Origin of the sequence: Citricoccus sp. K5 (genome assembly GCF_902506195.1) — a bacterium.
In the GTDB taxonomy this organism is placed as follows: Bacteria; Actinomycetota; Actinomycetes; order Actinomycetales; family Micrococcaceae; genus Citricoccus.
Genome location: NZ_LR732817.1, coordinates 1612001 through 1633454 on the forward strand (window position 1 = coordinate 1612001; position 21454 = coordinate 1633454).

The following is a 21454-nucleotide window of genomic DNA, read 5'->3' on the forward strand; positions in this document are numbered from 1 at the left end:
AGCCGTCGTTAGCGCCGGGGGCGGTGCATCATCAGGAGCGGCACCTCCCGCTCCGCCCGCGTCGGGGCACCGTGGTGGCCCACCATCTCGAAGGCGGCCGGCGCCACCCTCCGGCCGTCATACAGGGCGACCGGCCCATGGGCGGCCACCAGGAGGTCGCCGATGCGCGGTGCCACCCGCGCGTCCACCGCGCCGAACCACCCGGCCCGGACGGCTTCCTCTCGTGTCAGGATCCACGCCTGGTCGGCGAAGGCCTCCTGCCACGCCGACGCCGTCGACTCGCGCACGGTCTCCGAGGCGTCCGGCTCGAAATGCACCTGGACGAAGCGGGGCTCCCCCGCCGTGTGCCGGACGCCATCCACCAGGGCCGGCAGTTCTGCGTAGTCGATCCTGCCGGACTCGGGCACGTCCACCATTCCGTGGTCTCCGGTGAGCATGAGCAGCGTATCCCGGGGCACGGCGGCGCTGAGGCGGCGGGCGGCGCCGTCGATCTCCTCGAGGGCGTAGAGCCACTGCTCCGAGCCGGTCCCGTGCTGATGACCGGCCTTGTCCAGTTCGTTGAGGTAGAGGTACAGCAACACCGGGCCGGTGGCCGCGTGCAGTTCCTCCTTGGCCTTCTGGAACCGGGCCTGCAGGGTCTTCGCCCCGACGAACCGTGAGCCCCGCAGGGACGCCTCCGTCAGGGCTGAATCCTCGAACGCCGGCAGGGAGACGGTCACCGCATCCACGCCGGGATCGTCGAAGGCCGAGGCCCTCCGGCAGGTGTCATCGACGGACATCGGCCGCGTGGCGGCGAGGCGTTCGAACACCGTGGGATGCGGCTGCCAGGAGCGGGGATCGGTCAAAGGGTCCCAACCGCCGAGCTGATTGATGACCTTGTCCCGCTCCGGGTCGAGGACGTCGTAGCCGACCAGGCCGTGACGGCCCGGCTCCAGGCCGGTGCCGAGGCTCGAGAGGGAGGCGGCCGTCGTCGTGGGGAAGGCGACCTGCAGGGTGGCCGCATCCCGCTCCAGGACGGACCGGAGGAAGGGCGCGTGGCCGGCGTACCGTTTCAGCAGCGCCTTGCCGAGCCCGTCCACCATGACGACGACGGCGCGCCGGGTCCGCGGTAGCTGCAGGGAGTTGGTGAAGCCTTCGGCTCCGAGCGCCGCCGCGGCGGAGGTGAGGACCCCGGAGAGGGACCTGCCGGCAAAGGGAGGACCTGCGGGCAGCGGTGGTGCGGAGGTCACCGGACGGACCGGCCCCCGATGTCGTCCGTGGTGGCCCGGCGCAGTTCACGATAGAACACCAGCGCCTGGTCGACGGCCTGCTGGCCCTCGGCCTCCGCGGCGACCCGCAGGACGAGGTCTTCGCGCGTGGAGGTGCCGGTATACCCGTGGTCGGCCTCGCACTCGGGATCGCCGCAGGCGGCAGGTGCCAGGTCGAGCCGCTGGCCGCCGGCCCAGGTCACGGACAGGGTGACCTCGGCGATCGGGTCTCCGCGGCGGAAGTTCTGCGGCTGCGGGTGCATGGTGGTGGCCACCACGGAGTTGATCCGGCGTACGGGGACCACCTCGGTGGAGACCTGGGCCATGATCTCCCGGCCCGCGTCGTCCATCGCGTGGTCGTCCAGGTGCAGGGCCGCCACGATGTCCTCGGCGAGCGCCAGCACGGTGATGTGGCGGTGGATCTCGTCATAGTCGAAGTGCGTGTCCACATGCACCAGATGGCTCGAGACCTCCCGTCCGTCCAGGACGGAGTCCAGGACGTCCGCCACGAGCTCCGGGTAGAACCCGGCACGCTCGATGTCCGCCCCGAGGCTGGGCATCGAGGCCCCCGGGCTGCCGGCCGGCGGTGCCGGGCGGTGCTGCGGAGCGTTCGAATCGGCCCCGGACCCGGTGTTGGCGTTCCCCGAGGAGTGGTGCCCGGAGGGTTGCTGGCCCGATCCCGGGTTCCTGCGCAGTGGAGTCATGGTGTCCATGCTATCGGCAGGCACCCCCGCCGGTGGGCCGGGGCGGCAGTTCCCTGGCTCCGTGGCCGGGGCAACCGGCCAGTTGTCTGACGCGGGCGGTCGGTCAGTCCCGCATGGCCCGGCGTGCGGAGTCCGTCCGCTGGGCGGCGTTGGCCACGTCGATGTCCGCGGAGAGGACCGTGACCCCTCGGTCAGAGGCCAGCACCGGGTTGAATCGGATCCGGGCCACCTGCGGATGGTCGTCCTTCAGTGCGGCGACCCGGGCCAGCAGGTCCTGCAGGGCATCCGTGTCCACGGCGGGCAGTCCCCCATAGCCGAAGAGCTTGGCGGCGGCCCGCGGGGCGCGGATCATCCGGTCCAGGTCCTGATTCGTCAGCGGTGGCACCCGGTGGACCCAGTCGTCCAGCAGGTCCACGGCATCCCCGGCGATGCCGAAGGAGACCACCGGTCCCAGGAGGGGGTCTTCGAGGGCGGTGATGGTGCAGGCCTGTCCGGAGGGGGCCATGGACTGCACCTCGAGGCCGGGGCTGCCGAAGGGCTCGAGGACCTGGCGCATCTGGGCCACGTTGCGCCGCAGCGATTCGGCGTCCACGATGTTGAGCCGCACCCCGCCAAGGTCCAGACGGTGGCGCAGGTAGGAGTCCACGGCCTTGACGGCCACGGGCCACCCCAGGCGGTCGGCCGCCCGGACAGCCTCGTCCTCGGTGGTGAAGCGGGCCGAGGGCAGCACCCGGATGCCATAGCAGCCGAGCAGCTCTCCGGCCTCGTCGGCCGTGAGGCGGACCAGGTCGGTGCCGTGGGCCCGCGAGGCCCAGCCTTCGATCAGGCCTTCGGCGCGATCGCGGTCGACTCCCTCGGGTTCCAAGGGCACCCCGGCCTCGGCCTCCCGCCAGGCGCTGTACCAGACGAGGCGGGACAGGACGCGTGCGGCCTGTTCGGGCGAGGAGAACACGGGGACCCCGCGCTGCAGCCCGTCCTGGGTGGACGGCCCGGAACCGCGCAGGCTGGCCGAACGGTAGGTGAGGTCCAGGACGCCGGTGAGCGAGGCCAGCACCGTGACGGACGTTCCGCGAGTGACCTCCTCGACCGCGGCGGCCAGCCGGTCGGCGTCGCCCACCTCCTGGTGCATGCCCGCCTGGGTGACCACCAGGAGGGCGTCCACCTCGCCGGTCGCGATGGTCTCGGACACGGCGCGGCCCACCGCACGCACCGCCTCGTCCACCACGTGCGCGGCGTCCAGGTCGGGGACGAGGACGGTGCTCGCCACGGTCAGCCCGTGGTGTTCCACGGCGTCCATGACCACCCGGTTCAGGGCCAGTGAGTTGCCGACCACGCCCACGCGGGGACCCGCCGGCAGGGGCTGGCTGGCCACGGTCTGCATCAGGTCCATCAGGTCATCGTGGTTCTCCACCTGGATGACACCGGTCTGCTCCAGCATGGAGTCGACAGCCCCGGTGGGCGCCTGCGTGGTGCGGGTCTCATGGCCGGGGGGCAGGCGCCGGCCCATCACGTCGGAGCGTGCCACCACCACGGGCTTGGACCTGGACAGGCGCCGGGCGATGCGGGAGAACTTGCGGGGATTGCCGAAGGACTCGAGGTAGACGCCCACGGCATCGGTGGCCGGATCATCCTCGAAGTACTGCATGGCGTCGTTGCCGGAGACATCCGCGCGGTTGCCCGCCGAGAGCACGGAGGACAGGCCGATGCCCCGGCGGTGGGCCGCGGCGAAGAGAGTGACACCGATGACCGCGGACTGGGAGAACAGCCCCACGGGCCCGCGCACAGGCAGGAACGGGGATACGGACGCGTTCAGGGAGACTTCGGGCGCGGTGTTGATCAGGCCGGCGGAGGCCGGGCCGATGACGCGCATGCCGTTGGCCCGGGCCTGGCGGACCAGGGCGCGCTGGCGCACCAGACCCTCCTGGCCGGCGTCGGCGTAGCCGGTGGTGACCACGAGCAGTCCCTTGACGCCGTGGCGGGCGCAGTCCTGGACCACGCCGGGGACCTCGGACTCCGGGACGGCGATGACGGCGAGGTCCACGGGCCCGGGGACCTCCGCCAGGGTGGCGCGGGAGATCATCCCGGCCACCTCCAGCGCCTCGGGATTGATGCCGTAGACCGGCCCCGTGTACCCGCCCTCGATGATGTTCTGCAGCAGGGCGAAGCCCACGGAACCCCACTGGCGGCTGGCACCGATCACGGCCACGGCCTCGGGCGCGAGCAGCTCCGCCACGGACCGGGCCTCGGCGCGGTGCTCACGGGACTCCATGACCGCGCGCGACTGGGCGGTCGGGTCGATCGAGAAGGCGACGGCGACCACGCCGTCGTCGAAGTGCCGGGAGACCTCGAACCCGGTGTCCTGGAAGACGGAGAGCATCTTGCGGTTCTCCGGCAGCACCTCGGCGGTGAACCGGCGGATGCCGTTCTCGCGGGCGGCCACGGCCAGGTGCTCCATCAGGATCGAGCCGATGCCCTTGCCCTGGGAGGCGTCTGAGATGTTGAAGGCCACCTCGGCCTCGAGGGGGTCATCCAGCCGGTCGTAGCGGCCGATCCCCAGGATCTCCTCGCCGCGCAGCACCACGAACGCGACCCGGTCCCGGTAGTCCACGTGGGTGAATCGCTCCAGCTCCTTGCGGGACAGGGAGGACTTGAAGGTGAAGAAGCGCAGGTAGATGGAGCTCTGTGACTGCCCCTCGTGCATCCGGGCCAGCCCCGAGGCATCCTCGGGCCGCACCGGGCGCAGATGTGCCGTGGTGCCGTCCCGCAAGACGACATCGGCTTCCCAGTAGGCCGGATATTCGGGGGTTTTCGGCTTCTCACCCATAGGATCACAGTAGACAATTCCCGCCCCTCGCGCTGGCGCGTTCTCGTGGCAGGCCCGCGACCGACCGGCGATCGACAAGGACTTCAGAGCACCCCATGGCCCGTACCCCCAAGAAAAACTCCGCCCCGGCCGCCCAGGCGATCCCGCTGGAGCAGGAGAACATCGTGGACATCGACGTCTCCTCGGAGATGGAGACCTCGTTCCTCGAGTACGCGTATTCGGTGATCTACTCCCGCGCCCTGCCGGACGCCCGGGACGGCATGAAGCCGGTGCAGCGGCGGATCCTGTACATGATGAGCCAGATGGGACTGCGCCCGGACAAGGGCCATGTGAAGTCCGCCCGCGTGGTCGGCGAGGTCATGGGCAAACTGCACCCGCACGGGGACACGGCGATCTACGACGCCATGGTGCGCCTGGCCCAGCCGTTCTCCCAGCGCCTGCCGTTGGTGGACGGACACGGCAACTTCGGCTCCCTCGACGACGGCCCCGCCGCCCCGCGCTACACGGAGGCCCGGCTCGCTCCGGCCGCCCTGGCCATGACGACCTCGCTGGACGAGGACGTGGTGGACTTCGTGCCGAACTACGACAACCAGTTCCTGCAGCCCGCCGTGCTGCCGGCCGCCTTCCCGAACCTGCTCGTCAACGGCGCTTCTGGTATCGCGGTCGGCATGGCCACCAACATGGCCCCGCACAACCTGCGCGAGGTGATCGCCGCGGCCCGCCACCTGCTCGCCCACCCCGACGCGACCCTGGCGGACCTCATGGAGCACGTCCCCGGGCCCGACCTGCCCTCGGGCGGCCGCATCGTCGGCCTGGACGGGGTGCGGGACGCCTATGAGACCGGACGCGGCTCCTTCAAGACACGCGCCAAGGTCGCCGTGGAGCAGGTGACGGCCCGCAAGACGGGGCTCGTGGTCACCGAGCTGCCCTACGGCGTGGGCCCGGAGAAGGTGATCGAGAAGATCAAGGACGCCGTCAACGCCAAGAAGCTCACGGGCATCGCGGACGTGAACGACCTGACGGACCGCCACCACGGACTCCAACTCGTCATCGAGCTCAAAAGCGGATTCAACCCGCAGGGCGTGCTCGCCCAGCTGTACAAGACGACGCCGCTGGAGGAGTCCTTCGGCATCAACAACGTGGCGCTCGTGGACGGCCAGCCCCGTACCCTCGGCCTGCGGGAACTGCTGCAGGTGTACGTGCGCCACCGGATCGACGTGGTCCGGCGGCGCAGCGCCTACCGGTTGGGCAAGAAGCAGGATCGCCTGCACCTGGTCGAGGGTCTGCTGCTGGCCCTGGTGGACATCGACGAGGTCATCCAGATCATCCGCACCTCGGATGACACGGCGGCAGCCCGGACCCGGCTGATGGGTGTCTTCGACCTGACCGAGATCCAGGCCAACCACATCCTCGAGCTGCGCCTGCGCCAGCTGACGAAATACTCCCGGCTCGACCTCGAAGCCGAGCAGGACGACCTGCAGAAGGCGATCGCCGAGCTCGAGGCCATCCTCGCCTCGGAGCAGCGGCTGCGCGACCTCGTCTCCGGTGAACTGGCGGACATGGCCGAGGAGCACGGCGACGACCGCCGCACGGTGCTGCTGGAGTCCGAGAACCTCGCGCCCGTCAGCGCCGGCGGCACCGGTCAACTCGGGGCCACCCCGGCGGCCGGTGCGGGTGCCACTTCCCGGGCCGCCCTGCCGGGTGGCGGCGCGGACGGGCTCATGGTCCCTGACACCCCGTGCTGGGTGGTGCTCAGCACGGCGGGCCAGCTGGCCCGTACCGCCGATGACACCCCGCTGGCCACGGGCGGCCGCCGCCAGCGCCATGACGCCTACCGCTCGGTGGTCCCGGCGACGGCGCGGGGCGAGATCGGCGCCCTCACCTCCTCGGGGCGCCTCCAGCGCGTGCAGGTCGTGGACATCCCGGCCCTGACCGAGTCCTCCCCCACGCCAAACCTCACCGCGGGGGTGAATGTCAAGGACTTCCTCACCCTGCAGCGCGGCGAATCGCTCGTGGCCTTGGTTCCGCTGAACACCGTGCTGGCGCTGGGCACGCGGAACGGCATCGTCAAGCGCGTCAACCCCGAGTGGCCGCTGAACCGTGACGACTTCGACGCCATCGCGCTCAAGGGCAACGACGTGGTCGTCGGCGCCGGCACAGCCCGTGATGAGGACCAGCTGGTCTTCATCACCCGCAAGGGCCAGCTGCTACGGTACGCCGCATCGCTGGTGCGGCCGCAGGGCCGTACCGCCGGGGGCATGGCCGGCATCAAGGTGGCCGCGGACGATGCCGTGATCGCCTTCTCCGCCGTCCCGGCCGACACCATCGGTGAGGATGCGGAGGAGGGCCACCGGGCCGTCGTCGTGACCGTGGCGACGGGTGAGGACACGCTGCCCGGTACCGTCCCGGGGTCCGTGAAGAGGACTCCGCTGGACGAGTACCCGGCGAAGGGCCGCGCCACCGGCGGTGTCCGCGCCCACCGGTTGCTCAAGGGCGAGACCCTGCTGTCCCTGGCGTGGGCCGGGGCCGAGCCCGCGCTTGGGGCCTCCGCCCAGGGTGTGGCCCGCGCCCTGCCGGCCGAGTTCGGCCCCCGGGACGGCTCCGGGCTGGCCATGGACCAGCTCGTCGAGGCCCTCGGTGCAGGGGCCTCTCCGCTCGCGTCCGCCCCGGTTGCCGGGGCCGTCGCCGGCAGCGCGTCCGCCGCCGCTCAGCCCGAGGGCGGCGCCGATGCGGACAGCGCGGAACAGGCCCTCTTCGGAGAGACGCTGTTCGGCGAGACCGAGGGCCGCCGTGGCCTGGCCGAGGCACCGACGGACACCGACCCCTTCGCGGCCGGCTCCGATGCGGTGATCACCGGGGACTGACCCCTCCGGCTCCGTCCAGTTCCAGGTGCACCTGGCCGGAGCCGGCGAACCGACGGTCATGGGTCACCATCACCGCCGTGCGGTCCGCCAGGGCGGCGCGCAGGTCCGCCACCAGGTCGGCAGCCTCGTCGGCACCCAGGTGGGCGGTCGGTTCGTCCAGTAGCACGACGTCGGCCCGGGCCAGCAGCGCTCGGGCGACGGCCACCCGCTGACGCTGGCCACCGGAGAGGAAGTGCCCGGAGGGGCCGACCCTCGTGTCCAGGCCGTCCAGGCCGTCCGGGGCGGCGTCCAGCCAGTCCCCCAGGCCCACGAGCTCCAGGACAGAGATGAGCTCACCGTCCGAGGGACGGTCCTCCGGATCCCGGGCCAAGTTCAGGTTGGAGCGGAGCGTGGAGTCGAACAGGTAGGCGTCCTGCGGGCACCAGGCCACGGCGCTCAGGGCGGCGTCTGACGAGTCCACCGGGCCACCGGTGGACTCCAGGACGTACCGGCCCTGCCGTGGCCCGAGGAAGCCGAGCAGGACCGCCAACAGGGTCGACTTCCCGGAGCCCGAGGGCCCGGTGACGACCGCGAGCTGGCCACGGCGGACCGACAGGTCCAGGTCCCGGAAGACGTCCGTCGCCGTCCCGGGGTAGCGTACTGCGGCCGCCGAGAGCTCGATCCCGGTGACGGAAACCAGGTCCGCACCTGCGTCTGCCTCAGGTTCGGTGGCGTTGTCCCGGGCAGAGTCCGGCGCGGGGTCCGAGGCGGAACCCGAGTCGTTCTCCGCGGTGAGCAGCGGCGCGGTCTTGGCCAGCTGCCGGGACAGGATCGCCGCCTCCTGGCAGGCTGTGCTGTACAGGCCCAGGGGCTCGGCCAGGGCCAGCAGCAGGAACACGACCATGGCGGTGACGGGTGCGGTCACGCCGTTCTGGACGCAGAGCACCAAGGTCTGCACCGCCGCCCAGCCGGAGAGCAGGGACGCGAGGGCCTGTCCGAAGCCGGTGGCCGCCGCATTGCGCCTCAGGGGACGGTCCGCGGCGCGGTCGGCGGCCCCGAACCGGTCCGCGGCGAGTGCCGCCGCGCCGTTGCCGGCCAGATCCGGGGTCGCCGCGAACAGGGCGGTGGTGCGCTGCAGCAGCCCGGTGCGGTGGTCCGTCAGGGCGCGGGTGGTCTGCCGGTCGGCCAGCCCCACCACGAGCGGCACCAGCACGAGGCCGGCCAGCCCGGCGACCACCGCCGGCCACCAGGCCGCCGGGGCCATCAGGGCCACGATGAGGACGGTGATCAGCCAACTGATGACGGCGGCCGGGACCGGGACGATCACGCGTGGCAAAGCATCGCGCAGCTCGTCCACGTCCGCCACCAGCACGGACAGTGCGCCACCGGAACGGGTCAGCCGTCCCCACTGGGCCGCCTGCGAGCCGAGGGCGTCCCATAGCCGCAGCCGGATCCGATTCGCCCACGCGAGCACGGCGTCATGGGTGTCCAGGCGTTCGAGGTAGCGGAACAGGGCGCGTCCGATGCCGAAGAACCGCACCAGGACGATCACCGAGAGCAGGTAGAGCACGGGAGGCTGATAGGCCGCCTGCACGATCAGCCAGCCGGAGAGGGCGGACAGCAGCGCCGCGGCCAGCGTGGCCGCCGTGGCCCAGGCCACGCCGGCGATGAACGTCCGATCCGTCAGCGGCAAGAGCCGGAGCCAGCCGCGCCAGCGCCGCCAGCGCGGCCATCGTTTCGAGAGGCTGGTCCCGGTCCGCGGGTCGGCACCCGTCGCGCTCGGCGTCTCAACTGCGGTCGGCGTCTCGGCCGCTGCGGCCGTGACGGCGGAGCCGTCGTGGTCCGGGACCGGCGTCCCGCTCGAGTATGTGACGTCCGGCTGCTGCGTCAGCTGCGGCTCCGGCGAGGCAGGGAGCCTCTGCGGAACGCCCTTCGGCGCCCCGATGACCCTGTCCGCGAGCGCCTGCAGGTCGCGGTCATGCGAGGCCACCAGCAGGATGGCCTCCACGGCACGGCCACCCGGGAGGTGCCCGGAGCGCAGTGCGGCCAGGACGGCGCGGATCCGCTGGGCGTTCTCGGCATCGAGGTGGGCCGTCGGCTCGTCCAGCACGATCAGCCAGGCGGCGGAGTCCACGGGACCCGCCATCAGGCGGACCAGCACGCGGGCCAGGCCGAGCCGGCGTCGTTCCCCGGGGCTGAGCTCGTCGGGGTGGCGCGGTGCGAAGCCGTCGAGACCGCAGGCGGCGAGCGCGTCGGCCACCAGGAGGCCGTCCCGGCCGGGAGCGCCGTCCGGGCCCGCGGACGCCACTGCGTACAGCGCCAGCTCGGCGCCGACCGTCGGCTCGCTGAACGCGGGGTGCTGGCCGAGCCAGACCACGCGCCGGCCGGCCAGCCCAGCGGCCGTGCCGGTGAACTCGGCCTCGCCGCACCGCAGCACCCCGGTGAGGGCGGACAGGACCGTCGTCTTGCCCGTCCCGCTGGGACCGCCGAGGACGGTCAGTTCGCCGGGGGCGAGGTCCAGGTCCAGGTGCCCGACGACGGCCGGGAACGTCCCGCCGTCGGGGTCCCGGTAGGCGATGCCCAGACCTCGGAGGACCAGCCGGTCCTCCCGCGCGTGGGCAGACGGGTGTGTACCCGGGCCCGCATCCTGGCCGGTGGCTGCTTGGGCGACCGGTGCCACGGCTGGCTCTCCATCCGCCGCCACGTCCGTGCCGAGGACGTCCGAGAGCGAGGCCGGGACGGGACGGTCCAGGCCGGCGCGGGCGCGGCGCAGGGCCTCCACCCCGTCCTCGGAGGCGTGGTGGGCGGAGCCGATGTCCCGAAACGGCAGGTAGACCTCGGGGGCGAGGGTGAGCACGAGCAGCCCGGTGTAGAGGTCGAGCTCCCCGTAGACCAGCCGCACGCCGATGAAGACGGCGACCACGGCCACGGACAGGGTGCTGATCAGCTCGAGGGCGAAGCCGGACATGAAGGCCGTCTTCAGGGTGGTCATGGTGGTGGCCCGGTAGCGGTCCGAGACCCCCGCCAGCGCCTGACGCTGCGTGCCCGCCCTCCGCAGGCCGACCAGGACGGGTAGCCCCCGGGCCAGTTCCAGCACGTGGTGCGAGAGTCGGTCCAGTCCCTCGGCGGCCTGCTGGACTCGATCCTCGGTGTACTGCCCGATCAGGACCATGAACACGGGGATGAGTGGGATCGTCAACACCAGCACCAGGGCGGAGACCCAGTCGTGGGTGAGGATCCACACCCCGAGCATGAGCGGCATGACCGCGGCGGTCAGCAGGGCGGGCAGGTACTGGGTGAAGTACTTGTCGAGCCCGTCCAGGCCGGAGGAGGCGAGCACGGAGTCCTCCCCCGCCCGGTCCGCACCGGCCCCGGCAGAGGCCAGGCGGTGGGCGACCATCCGGTGGCGCAGCTCCTCCTTGGCGCCCAGGGCTGCGCGCCGGGAGAACACCTGCTGTCCCCAGGTGGCGGCGGCCCGGGCGAGGACACCGGCCAGGCCGAGGGCCACGACCTGGGCGAGGGTGGTTCCGGCCGCGTCCGAGAGCAGCCCGTGGGCGAGCGGATCGTAGGACGCCGGGTCCGGTGCGAAGAGCAGGCCGAGGAGATCGCTGCTCTCTGGAGCCGGGAGGCGCTCGGCCAGCCAGGTGATGCCCCGGGCCAGGGCGGTGGCGAGCAGGATCCAGCCGGCGGCCTTGACCCCGGCGAGCAGAGCCAGCAGGGCCAGGGCGGCCCGGCCGGAACGGGAGGTGGGCAGTTCGGGTCTCACACCGGTGTCACCACGTGTGACTCCGGGATGTGCGTCTCATGCAACCGCTTCCGGAAGACCCAGTACACGAAGGCCGAGTAGGCCAGGATGATCGGCACCATGATCACGGCGACCCAGGCCATGAAGTTCAGCGTGTACTCCGAGGAGGAGGCATTCATGGCCGTCAAGTTGAAGGCCGGATCGATGGTGGAGGGCAGCACCACGGGGAACACCGCCAGGAAGATGCCGGCGGCGCCGGCCAGCAGGGAGGCCCCCAGGGCGATGAAGGTCCAGCCCTCGCGGCGGAGCTGGGCCGCCATCAGCGCTCCCAGGGCGGCTGCGAGGGCCACGGCCAACAGGATCCACGGGACAAGGCTGGCCTGGCGTGAGACCACCACGACGCCCCACGCGCCCATGGGCAGCAGGTAGAGGGCCAGCCAGCGGGTGAGGTGGCGGTGCGCCGCCTCCCGCGGGGCGCCGTCGGTCTTCAGGCCGAGGTAGGCCCAGCCCATGGCCAGCGAGAACCCGACGACGGCCAGGCCGCCGAGCACGCCCTCCCAGGACAGCCAGGCGAACGGACCGCCCACGCGGTCGCCGTTGGCGTTCAGCGGCAGGCCCGTGGTGGACACGGCCAGCATCAGGCCGATGCTGAAGGCGGCCACGGCAGAGCCACCGGCCATGCACCAGTCCCAGCGGTCCCGGGTCCGGGCGGTCAGGGCCTTGCCCCGGTACTCGATGGAGACGGCCCGGAGGATCAGGGCCAGCAGGGTGATCGTCAACGGGATGTAGAGGCCGGCGAACAGAGCCGCGTACCAGAGCGGGAAGGCGGCGAACATGGCCCCCGCAGCGGTGACCAGCCAGACCTCGTTGCCGTCCCAGACGGGGCCGATGGTGTTGAGGATGACCCGGCGCTGGCTCTCATTGCGGGCCCAGCCCCTCATCAGCATGCCGACGCCGAGGTCGAAGCCGTCGAGGAAGAGGTAGCCCACCCAGAGCACGGCCACCAGGACGAACCAGAAGGTGGGAAGGAACTCGATCGATTCCATGACGGTCTACCTCTCGGGGGTCTCGGGAGCCTCGGGCGTCCGGGTGGACTGGGCGGTGGGAGCGGCCTCGGTGACCGCAGTGACCGGGTCAGTACGCGAAGGCCAGGACATCGGAGTCAACGGTGCCGTCCTTCCCCGCGCCACCGGCGTCGTCATCGTGCTCGTCCTGGGTGAGTTCGGGCATGCCGGCCGGCACCCCTCCCTTGACGTAGCGGGTGAGCAGGACGACCTCCACGACCAGGAGCACCGCGTAGATGGTGGTGAGGAGGATGAGCGAGAACAACAGCTCGCCCGCGCCCACCCCCGGGGACACGGCCGCGGCCGTGTACATCCAGACCTGGTCGATTCCGGTGGGATCGGGGTTCGGGGCCACGACGAACGGCTGCCGTCCCATCTCGGTGAAGATCCATCCGGCCGCATTGGCGCCGAACGGCGCCAGGATGCCGGCCACGGCCAACCGCATCAGCGGCTTGGACGCCGGCACGGTGCCCTTCCGCGTCAGCCAGAGCGCGATCGCCGCCGCCAGGGCCGCGAGACCACCGAAGGTGATCATGATGCGGAAGCCCCAGTAGGTGACCTCCATGACCGGCAGGTAGTCGATCTCCTGGCCGGCGCGCTCGCCGTACATCGGATCGTCCGGCAGATGGGTGCCGTAGTCCTCCTGGTACTGCGGGATCAGGGTGTTCACACCGGCCACGTCGGTGGTGAAGTTGTTGTGGGCCAGGAAGGACAGCAGCCCGGGGATCTCGAAGACGCCCACGACATCGTCGCAGTCGGTGGCTCCGTCGCTGCGCAGGTCCGCCACCGAGAGCACGGAGAACGCCGTCCCGTCATGGCAGGCCGCCTCGGCGGCCGCCATCTTCAGCGGTTGCTGCTGGATCATCAGCTGTGCCTGGGCATGGCCGCTGAAGGCGGTGCCCAGGAAGGCCACGAGCGCGATCCAGGCTCCCCACCGCAAGGAGGAGTACCAGACCCGGTAGTCCGTTTCGTCCCGTCCCTTGGAGCCGGTGGTACCCACCACCACGGTCCCGTCCGCGGCCACGGTGTCGATGCCGTCCCGGCGCCGCTTCCACAGGTGGAACCACGCGATGCCGAGCAGGAAACCGCCGGCCACGGAGAGGGCACCGGCCAGGGTGTGCGGGAAGTGCACCAGCAGGGTGCTGTTGGTCAGCACGGCCCAGATGTCATTCATCACGGGACGGCCGTCCACCATCTCGACCCCGACCGGGTGCTGCATCCACGCATTGGCGGCCAGGATGAAATAGGCGGAGAACACGGTGCCGATGACGGCGCACCAGATCGAGGCGAGGTGCACCCGCTTCGGCAAGCGCTGCCAGCCGAAGATCCAGAGACCGAGGAACACGGACTCCAGGAAGAACGCCATGAGCGCCTCCAGCGCCAACGGAGCCCCGAACACGTCCCCCACGAAGCGGGAGTACTCGGACCAGGCCATCCCGAACTGGAACTCCTGCACCAGTCCGGTGGCCACGCCCATGATGAAGTTGATGAGGAAGAGCTTCCCCCAGAACTTCGTCATCCGCAGGTAGTGCTCCCGGCCGGTGCGGTGCCACATGGTCTGCAGGGTGGCCACCACCAGGCCCAGCCCGATGGTCAGCGGGACCATCATGAAGTGATACACGGTGGTGATGCCGAACTGCCACCGGGCAATGTCCAGGGGATCCATGGGTACACCCTTCCCTCGGTGCAGCGTGGGGTCCGCACCGGTCCGGACCGAACGCCGTCTCGTGTGGGCGAGGCGGGCGTCCGGCACTCGACTTCTACAGCTTGTAGAAACCAGGATAGCGCCAAGTTCTACGTCCTGTAGAATAAAGTCGAGTCCGGAAGGACACCTGTGGTGGAGATCATTGCTTTGAGGGAGGCGCCCGTGGCACTGGGAGATTTGGAACGGTCCGTGATGGACCTGCTGTGGGACCGGCCGGGAGCCCATACGGCCAATGACGTGCGTGATGCCCTGGCGGGAGACCTCGCCGTCACGACCGTGCTCACCGTGCTGTCACGCCTGGAGAAGAAGGGCCTGGTCCACCGCGACGGCGGACGCCGGCCCCATCGCTATGCCGCCGCCTCGTCCCGTGAGGACCACACCGTCGGCCTGCTCAACGAGGTACTCGGCTCCGTGCCGGACCGCGAGGCCGTCCTGGCCCGCTTCATCGGCGAGATCGGCCCCGATGAGGCCGCTGCCGTACGTCGTCTGCTGGAATCCTGATCCGGCCCACGATCCCGACCCGTGATCCCGGCTTTGAGTCGGCTCGGGGTGGGTCTGACGCCGAGACGCCCACCCCGAGTCGGCTGAAAGCGGGAGGCCCCGCCCTCTAGACTCTCCCTCGTGTCCGTCATGCTGCTCGCCGCGCTGGCCGTGATCCTGGCCTGGCCGGTCCCGGTCCTGCTCGGCCGCGCGCGCTGGGTCCGCCGGGCTCCCGCCGCCGCCATGGCGCTCTGGCAGTCCGTCGCCCTCGCCGGCGGCCTCTCCCTGATCGGCTTCCCCCTCCTGTGGGGGCTCACCCCCTTCGGGGACACCGTGGTCGAGGCGGCCCCCGCCTTCGTCCGGGCCCTCGTGGAGGGTTCCTGGATCCCCCTGCTCGAGCATGACCCGTGGCTGCCTACGCGCATCGCCGCCGCCACCCTGGCCCTGCTGCTCTTCGCCCACCTCGTGCTCACCCTGGCCGTCACCGCAGTGAAGACCGTGGCCAACCGGCGCCGTCACCGCCAGATGGTCGAACTCCTGGCAGCACCTCCGTCCGAACGCAGTCGACTGGCGGAGGACATCGCCGGGACTCCCACGCGGGTGCTGCCCCACGATGTCCCGCTGGCCTACTGCCTTCCCGGCCTGACCGGTTCCCTGACCGTCCTGTCCCGCGGCCTGCTGGACCAATTGTCCGAACCGGAGGTGGCCGCCGTCGTGGCTCACGAGCGAGCCCACCTGCGCCAACGGCACGACCTGCTCCGGCTGGCCTTCGAGGCCTGGCATCGGGCGGTGGCCTGGTTGCCCACCACGGCGATGGCCCAACGGGCTGTGGCCGGACTCACCGAGATGATGGCGGACGACGCCGCGCTGGCCGTCCACGACCGCCGAGACCTGGTGCGGGCCATCGTGCTCACCGGTGAAGCCGGGTCACCGACGGCACCGGCGTCCCCGGCCCCGCGACCACCACGGGCGGAGAACGTCCAGAGGGACGAATCCGTCCCCCTGACCCTGCGCCTGTACCGCCTGCTGTCCCCCGCCGACCCCCTGCCGGTGGCGGTGCGCCTCCTGGTCGTCGTGGCGGCGTTGTGCCTGGCCGCCTTCCCGCTGGTGCTGTTGCTGTAGACACTGCTGTAGCCATGGTCACCGTCCCTGGGCAGCCACCCTGCGCTTCCGGGGCGTCATTCAGCAGCCTCCCAGCCGACTCCCGGCTTTCCATCGGTCGGGGTTCGCTAGGCTGGTGCTTCGGTGGCGTCGACCGCCACCTCCCCACCACCCAACCCCTTTGACCCCCACGAACGGACCAGGCCCCATAGTGCAAGGCAACGCGACATTCCGTCACTCCAATGCTTCACTCCTCTCCGTGACGGAAGTACTGGCCCCTGTCACCGTGACCAGTGCACAGCTCGACGAGGAGTTGGCTGATGTCCTGAAGGGGCTGCGGCTCCCCAAGGGCCTGCTGCCGCGCGTCGCGGGCGTCAACGCACGCCGCAATTGGGAGCACCCCGGTCACTTCCAGTTGGGCGCCGCTGAAGCCGGCCGCCAGGCCATGACCAAGGCCGGCGTCCGGCCGGACCAGATCGGGCTCATGGTCAATACCTCCGTCACGCGCGAGACCCTCGAACCGTCCGTGGCCGTCCGCATCCACCACGAGATGGACCTGCCCACCTCCGCCACGAACTTCGACATCACCAACGCGTGCCTGGGCTTCGTCAACGGAATCACCCTGGCAGCCTCCATGATCGACTCCGGTCAGGTCGACTACGCCGTCGTCGTGGCCGGCGAGGACTCCGTCAAGGTCCAGCAGGCCACCCTGGAGAACCTGAAGCAGGAGGGCGTGGACCGCAGCAACTTCATGGAGCAATTCGCCTCCCTGACCCTGGGCTCCGGGGCCGCCGCAGCCGTCATCGGGCGCACCGACCAGCACCCCGAGGGCCACCGGATCGTCCGCGGCATCACCCGCGCCGGCACTGACCACCATGACCTCTGCGTGGGCGACCACAAGGGCATGTTCACGGATTCCACCGCTCTGCTCAAGGACGGACTCGAGCTCGTCATGGACGCCTGGAACGACGTCCCGGCAGACTGGGGCTGGTCGGACATGGACCGCTACGTCACCCACCAGGTCTCCCGGCTCCACACCGATTCGATCACGGAGGCGACCGGCCTGGACCCGGCCCGGTTCCCGGTCACCTTCCCCGAGCTCGGCAACGTCGGGCCGGCGTCCCTGCCGATCACCCTGGCCCGGGAGGTGGACCAGTTGTCGGCCGGCGACAAGGTGCTCTGCATGGGAGTCGGTTCCGGGCTCAACACCGCCATGCTGGAGATCGCCTGGTGAGGATCCCCGCCGCCCCAGCCACCCTGCCGGCCGTTTCCGCCTCCGTTCCGCTTCCCGGCTGGGACCCGGCCTGGAGCCGCCTCGTGCCGATCGATGCCGTCGACGGCCAGCGGACCCTGCACGTGCTGGACACCGGGGATGTCTTGGCCCAGGCCGGAGCGGAGCCGGACGGCACCATCCTGGCCGTGCACGGCAACCCGACCTGGTCCTACCTGTGGCGCGGTCTGGCCGCCGCGACCGTCCGCGCCGCCCTGAAGGGCGAGGGACCCGTGTGGCGCGTGGTCGCCCCGGATCAGTTGGACATGGGTTTCTCCGAGCGCCTGCCGCACGAGTCCCTCCCCCGTCCCGCCACTGCGGCCGGCGCCCCGGATCCGGTGTCCGCGAACGACGCCGGCTACCGCACCCTGGGCGGTCGCCTCGCCGATCTCGACGCCCTCGTCACCGCCCTCGGACTCGACGTCCAGGCCCGCGCCGGCCACCCGCTGCTGACGCTGGGCCACGACTGGGGCGGCGTCGTCTCCCTCGGCTGGGCCGGCCGCCACCAGCACCTGGTGGCCGCCGCGATGACCCTGAACACCGCCGTCCACCATGACGAGTCCGAGCCGATCCCGGTTCCCTTGCAGGCGGCCCTCGCCGGCCCCCTGCTCGCCGGCTCCACCGTCCTGACCGATGCCTTCCTGCGGGTGACGACGGCACTCGGCCACCCCGGCCTGGGCAGCGACCTCAAAGCCGCCTATCACGCCCCCTATGCCTCTCCCGAGCGTCGCGGCGGGATCGGCGGCTTCGTGGCGGATATCCCCGTGGGACCGCAGCACGCCTCCCATCCGGAACTGCGCCGGGTGGCTGCCTCCGTGGCCGACTTCACCCAGCCCGCCCTGCTGCTGTGGGGTCCGAGGGACCCGGTGTTCCTGGACCGGTACCAGGCGGATCTGCTGCAGCGGCTCCCGCACGCCGACCTGCACCGGTTCGAGACGGCCGGGCACCTGTTGGCCGAGGACGTGGACATCGCCACCCCGATCCTGCGGTGGGCCGGACAGGTGCTCGCCGGCACCGCCCGCACCCGAAGCCCCGAGGGCGCTGTCCTCGCCGCCCAGGGTGGGGCGGAGCCGGACGTAGACACCGGCACCGTGGAGATCGGCTGGAACGAGGCCACCGGCCGGCCACTGTGGTCCTACCTGGATGACTGGCGTGACAGTTCCGCCCCGGCTCTCGTGGACATGGCCGGGGACGACCAGACACCGCTGAGCTGGAACCGCCTGTCCAGCGTCGTGGACGCCATCGCCACCGGCCTGGTTGCCCGCGGGGTCCGCCCGGGCGACCGGATCTCCATGATGGTCACCCCCGGACGGGACCTCACAGCCGCCCTGTATGCGGCGCTGAAGATCGGTGCCGTCGTGGTGGTCGCCGATGCCGGACTGGGCGTCGCCGGCATGACCCGCGCCGTGCGGGCGGCCCGGCCGGACTGGGTCATCGGCAAGCTCCCCGGACTCGCCGTGGCCCGGTCCCAGCGCTGGCCGGGACGCCGCCTCTCCGTCTCCACGTTGCCCACGCCCCTGGCGCGGGCCCTCGGCGTGGAGGACAGCCTCTACCGGATGGCCCAGGACCACGACGGCACGCGGTTCTCGGGCGCGCGGCAAGCGGACGGCACCATCCACGTGCCGGCCCCCACCGATCCGGCCGCCATCCTCTACACCTCCGGCTCCACGGGGCCGGCCAAGGGGGTCCTCTACACCCACGGCCGCCTCTCGGCGCTGGCCGGGCTGCTGCGGGACGTCTTCCGGGTCCGGCCCGGTTCCTCTCTGCTGGCCGGGTTCGCCCCCTTCGCCCTGCTGGGGCCGGCCATCGGCGCCACGTCGGTCACCCCGGACATGTCCGTGACCCAGCCCGCCACCCTCACGGCGCAGGCTGTCGCCGAGGCCGCCCGTGCCGGTCATGCGACCATCCTCTTCGCCTCCCCCGCGGCGTTGCGCAACGTCGTGGCGACCGCTGGTCAGCTCGGATCGGAGGATCACGCCGTGCTCGGCCGCATCGACCTGGTGCTGTCCGCCGGAGCCCCGGTCCACCCCCAGCTGATGGCCCAGGTGGCAGAACTCTTCCCCCGGGCCGAGTTCCACTCGCCCTACGGCATGACCGAGGCACTGTTGCTGGCGGACATCGACCGGGAGGCGATCATCGAGCTCTCGGCCCGGGCCGCGGATCCCACGGCGGACGCGAGCAGGCCGGACGACGGCGTCTGCGTGGGCCGCCCCGTGGGTCCCGTGCGCATCGCCATCGACGCGCTGGAGGCCGACGGCAGCCCGGCCGGGATCCTGCTCGAGGGGCCCGACGCCGCCGGAGTCCTGGGCGAGGTCGTCATCTCCGCGCCCCACCAGAAGGCGGGGTACGACCGGCTGTGGCTGACCGACTCCCTGAGCCGGCGGGACGGCAAGGACGGGCTGGACTGGCACCGGACCCAGGACGTGGGCCACCTGGACGCCGCCGGCCGGCTCTGGATCGAGGGCCGCCTGCAGCACGTGGCCATCACGGCCGAAGGGCCCGTGGCGCCCGGCGGCCCCGAGGCGCGCATCGACGACCTCGACGGCGTGTCCCGATCAGCCGTCGTCGGTGTGGGCCCGCGGGGCACCCAGGCTGTCGTCGCCGTCGTCGAGGTCGACACGCCGGACCGGGCCCGGAGGCCGCGCCCCGGGCTGGCCCCCAGCGCCCTGACGGCGGCCGTGCGGGCAGCTGCGGCGCCGGTTTCCGTGGCGGCAGTGCTCGTGACGGACCGGGTCCCCGTGGACATCCGCCACAACTCGAAGATCGACCGCACCCGGATCGCCCAGTGGGCCGCTCGGGTCCTGTCCGGCGGGAAGGTGGGCACCCCGTGAGGGCCGCACCGCCTCCCCGCGTCCTCGTGACCGGAGCCTCCGGCCTCCTGGGCTCCGGAGTGGCGCGCCGCCTCGTGGAGTCCGGCGCCGACGTCGTGACCCTGCAGCGCCGTCCCTCCGGGGTGGCCGGCGCGCGCGACGTCCTCGGCACCGTCACCGATGCTGCGGCCGTCGAGCGGGCCACAGCCGGCCGGGACACGGTGGTCCATGTGGCGGCCAAGGTCTCCGTCTCCGGACCCGCCCACGAGTTCGAGCAGGTCAACATCGGGGGCACAGCGACCGTCCTGGAGGCCGCCCGCCGGGCGGGCACCGAGCGGTTCGTCCACATCTCCTCGCCATCCGTGGCCCATGCCGGGACGTCGATCGTCGGCGAGGGCGCCGGGCCGGCAGACCCGGACCGCGCGCGCGGCCACTACGCCCGCACCAAGGCCGCCGGGGAGCTGCTGGCCCTGGCCGCGGACAGCGCGGAGCTTCGCGTGCTCGTCCTGCGCCCACACCTGATGTGGGGCCCCGGGGACACGCAGCTGACCGAACGCATCATCGACCGTGCCCGCGCCGGCCGGATGCCGCTGCTCGGGCCGGCCGCGGCCCTGATCGACACCTTGTACTCGGACAATGCCGTGGACGCCGTGGTGGCTGCCGTCGCCGCGGTGGACCGGGTCCACGGGGAGGCACTCGTGGTCACCAACGGGGAACCCCGCCCGGTGGGCGAGCTCATCCGGGGCCTGGCCATCGCCGGCGGCGCCCCCGAACCGCGGCTGCGGGTCCCCGGTGGCCTCGCCCGAGGCGCCGGTGCCATCATCGAGCGGATCTGGGAGGCGGCCGATCTCGGCCGGGACGGGGATGTACCCCCGCTGACGCGGTTCCTGGCCGAACAGCTCTCCACGGCACACTGGTTCGACCAGCGCCGGACCCGGGCGAAGCTGGACTGGGTGCCGGCCGTGTCCCTCGACCGCGGCCTGGAGCTGCTGGCCGCGCGCTACGGACGTCGGTGAGCTCTAGCGCCGCACGGCGCTGAGATGGCACTCGGGATACTCGTGGTCCTGGTCAGGGCAGACGATGACCCGCCACGTCTCAGCGAAACCGGCCTCGTCCAGGGCCTGGGCCAACGACGACGGGTTCCATCGCCAGGCCCGGGCCACCCCGTGCGGGAACTCCTCCACATCCCGCCCGGACTCCAATAGTCCCTGGAACGCCAGGAGCACCTGACAGCCGGGCTCCGTGTGCGCCGCCCAGGACTGCAGGACCTGCCGGACCTGTCCGGGTGGGACGTGGATCAGGCTGAACCGGGCCAGGATCCCACTGACGGGACCGGCAGCTCGCACCACCGGATCTGCGGCGGGAAAGTGGGCGTCGCCGGCGATCCAGGTGCGCTGCGGATAACGCTTGCGCGCGATCTCCAGCATCCGGGCCGAGGGGTCCACGCCGATCGTGTTGAAGCCGCGGAAGGCCAATTCCACGGTGACATGGCCGGTGCCGCACCCCAGGTCCAGGATGGTCCCACCTCGCGGCAGCGCGTCGGCGAAGGCATCCACAGAGTGCCGGTCCAGTGGCCGCTGCCAGGGGCCCGGGAAGGTCCGGTCGTACAGTTCCGCCAGGGCGTCATAGCCGGGCTGGCCGGACCAGGGCACGGACGTCAC

13 protein-coding genes are annotated in these 21454 nt (G+C 71.8%); 6 read left to right on the top strand and 7 right to left on the bottom strand.

Annotated features, from left to right (window positions below):
- Window positions 1-8: 8 nt before the first annotated feature.
- From BOSE125_RS07240 to BOSE125_RS07250, 3 genes are all read right to left on the bottom strand, one after another.
- Window positions 9-1229 (bottom strand): alkaline phosphatase family protein, encoded by a 1221-nt coding sequence (locus BOSE125_RS07240; protein ID WP_159551283.1) that lies wholly within the window; start codon window positions 1227-1229, stop codon window positions 9-11.
- On the bottom strand, window positions 1226-1951 hold the full coding sequence (locus tag BOSE125_RS07245; RefSeq protein ID WP_159551285.1) for a DUF5998 family protein: 726 nt from the start codon (window positions 1949-1951) through the stop codon (window positions 1226-1228). Before BOSE125_RS07245 ends, BOSE125_RS07240 begins: the two co-directional genes overlap by 4 nt.
- A gap of 103 nt (window positions 1952-2054) precedes the next feature.
- On the bottom strand, window positions 2055-4775 hold the full coding sequence (locus tag BOSE125_RS07250) for a GNAT family N-acetyltransferase (RefSeq protein ID WP_159551287.1): 2721 nt from the start codon (window positions 4773-4775) through the stop codon (window positions 2055-2057).
- A 95-nt stretch (window positions 4776-4870) separates the two neighbouring features.
- On the opposite strand from BOSE125_RS07250, the gene BOSE125_RS07255 reads away from it, so the two are divergent.
- On the top strand, window positions 4871-7639 hold the full coding sequence (locus tag BOSE125_RS07255) for a DNA topoisomerase (ATP-hydrolyzing) subunit A (RefSeq protein WP_159551289.1): 2769 nt from the start codon (window positions 4871-4873) through the stop codon (window positions 7637-7639).
- On the opposite strand, the gene cydC is transcribed toward BOSE125_RS07255, so the two are convergent.
- From cydC to BOSE125_RS07270, 3 genes are all read right to left on the bottom strand, one after another.
- Window positions 7626-11384: a thiol reductant ABC exporter subunit CydC gene (cydC, locus tag BOSE125_RS07260; protein WP_159551291.1), complete on the bottom strand. Its 3759-nt coding sequence runs from the start codon at window positions 11382-11384 to the stop codon at window positions 7626-7628. The genes BOSE125_RS07255 and cydC overlap by 14 nt on opposite strands.
- The gene (cydB, locus tag BOSE125_RS07265; RefSeq protein ID WP_159554878.1) at window positions 11381-12400 is read right to left on the bottom strand and encodes a cytochrome d ubiquinol oxidase subunit II; all 1020 of its coding nucleotides are present in this window, start codon (window positions 12398-12400) and stop codon (window positions 11381-11383) included. Before cydB ends, cydC begins: the two co-directional genes overlap by 4 nt.
- 97 nt (window positions 12401-12497) lie before the next feature.
- Complete coding sequence (locus tag BOSE125_RS07270) at window positions 12498-14093, bottom strand: cytochrome ubiquinol oxidase subunit I (RefSeq protein WP_159551293.1); 1596 nt, start codon at window positions 14091-14093, stop codon at window positions 12498-12500.
- 201 nt (window positions 14094-14294) lie between these two features.
- On the opposite strand from BOSE125_RS07270, the gene BOSE125_RS07275 reads away from it, so the two are divergent.
- From BOSE125_RS07275 to BOSE125_RS07295, 5 genes are all read left to right on the top strand, one after another.
- Window positions 14295-14633 carry a BlaI/MecI/CopY family transcriptional regulator gene (locus BOSE125_RS07275; protein ID WP_159551295.1) on the top strand — a complete coding sequence of 113 codons (339 nt, stop codon included), beginning with the start codon at window positions 14295-14297 and terminating at the stop codon, window positions 14631-14633.
- Between the two features lie 129 nt (window positions 14634-14762).
- Window positions 14763-15734, top strand: coding sequence for a M56 family metallopeptidase (locus BOSE125_RS07280; RefSeq protein ID WP_236558157.1), 972 nt, complete (start codon window positions 14763-14765; stop codon window positions 15732-15734).
- 190 nt (window positions 15735-15924) lie between these two features.
- A complete protein-coding gene (locus BOSE125_RS07285) occupies window positions 15925-16947 on the top strand; it encodes a 3-oxoacyl-ACP synthase III (protein ID WP_201301158.1) in 1023 nt (340 codons plus the stop codon).
- Window positions 16944-19814 (top strand): alpha/beta fold hydrolase, encoded by a 2871-nt coding sequence (locus BOSE125_RS07290; protein ID WP_371300578.1) that lies wholly within the window; start codon window positions 16944-16946, stop codon window positions 19812-19814. The genes BOSE125_RS07285 and BOSE125_RS07290 overlap by 4 nt, the downstream gene beginning before the upstream one ends.
- A complete protein-coding gene (locus tag BOSE125_RS07295) occupies window positions 19811-20809 on the top strand; it encodes an NAD(P)-dependent oxidoreductase (protein ID WP_236557868.1) in 999 nt (332 codons plus the stop codon). The genes BOSE125_RS07290 and BOSE125_RS07295 overlap by 4 nt, the downstream gene beginning before the upstream one ends.
- A gap of 3 nt (window positions 20810-20812) precedes the next feature.
- On the opposite strand, the gene BOSE125_RS07300 is transcribed toward BOSE125_RS07295, so the two are convergent.
- Complete coding sequence (locus BOSE125_RS07300) at window positions 20813-21454, bottom strand: class I SAM-dependent methyltransferase (protein ID WP_201301159.1); 642 nt, start codon at window positions 21452-21454, stop codon at window positions 20813-20815.

Coding starts and splice junctions, on each gene's coding strand:
- BOSE125_RS07255 (WP_159551289.1), top strand. CDS start 4,871: ATGGCCCGTACCCCCAAGAAAAACTCCGCCCCGGCCGCCCAGGCGATC.
- BOSE125_RS07245 (WP_159551285.1), bottom strand. CDS start 1,951: ATGACTCCACTGCGCAGGAACCCGGGATCGGGCCAGCAACCCTCCGGG.
- BOSE125_RS07280 (WP_236558157.1), top strand. CDS start 14,763: ATGCTGCTCGCCGCGCTGGCCGTGATCCTGGCCTGGCCGGTCCCGGTC.
- BOSE125_RS07270 (WP_159551293.1), bottom strand. CDS start 14,093: ATGGATCCCCTGGACATTGCCCGGTGGCAGTTCGGCATCACCACCGTG.
- BOSE125_RS07250 (WP_159551287.1), bottom strand. CDS start 4,775: ATGGGTGAGAAGCCGAAAACCCCCGAATATCCGGCCTACTGGGAAGCC.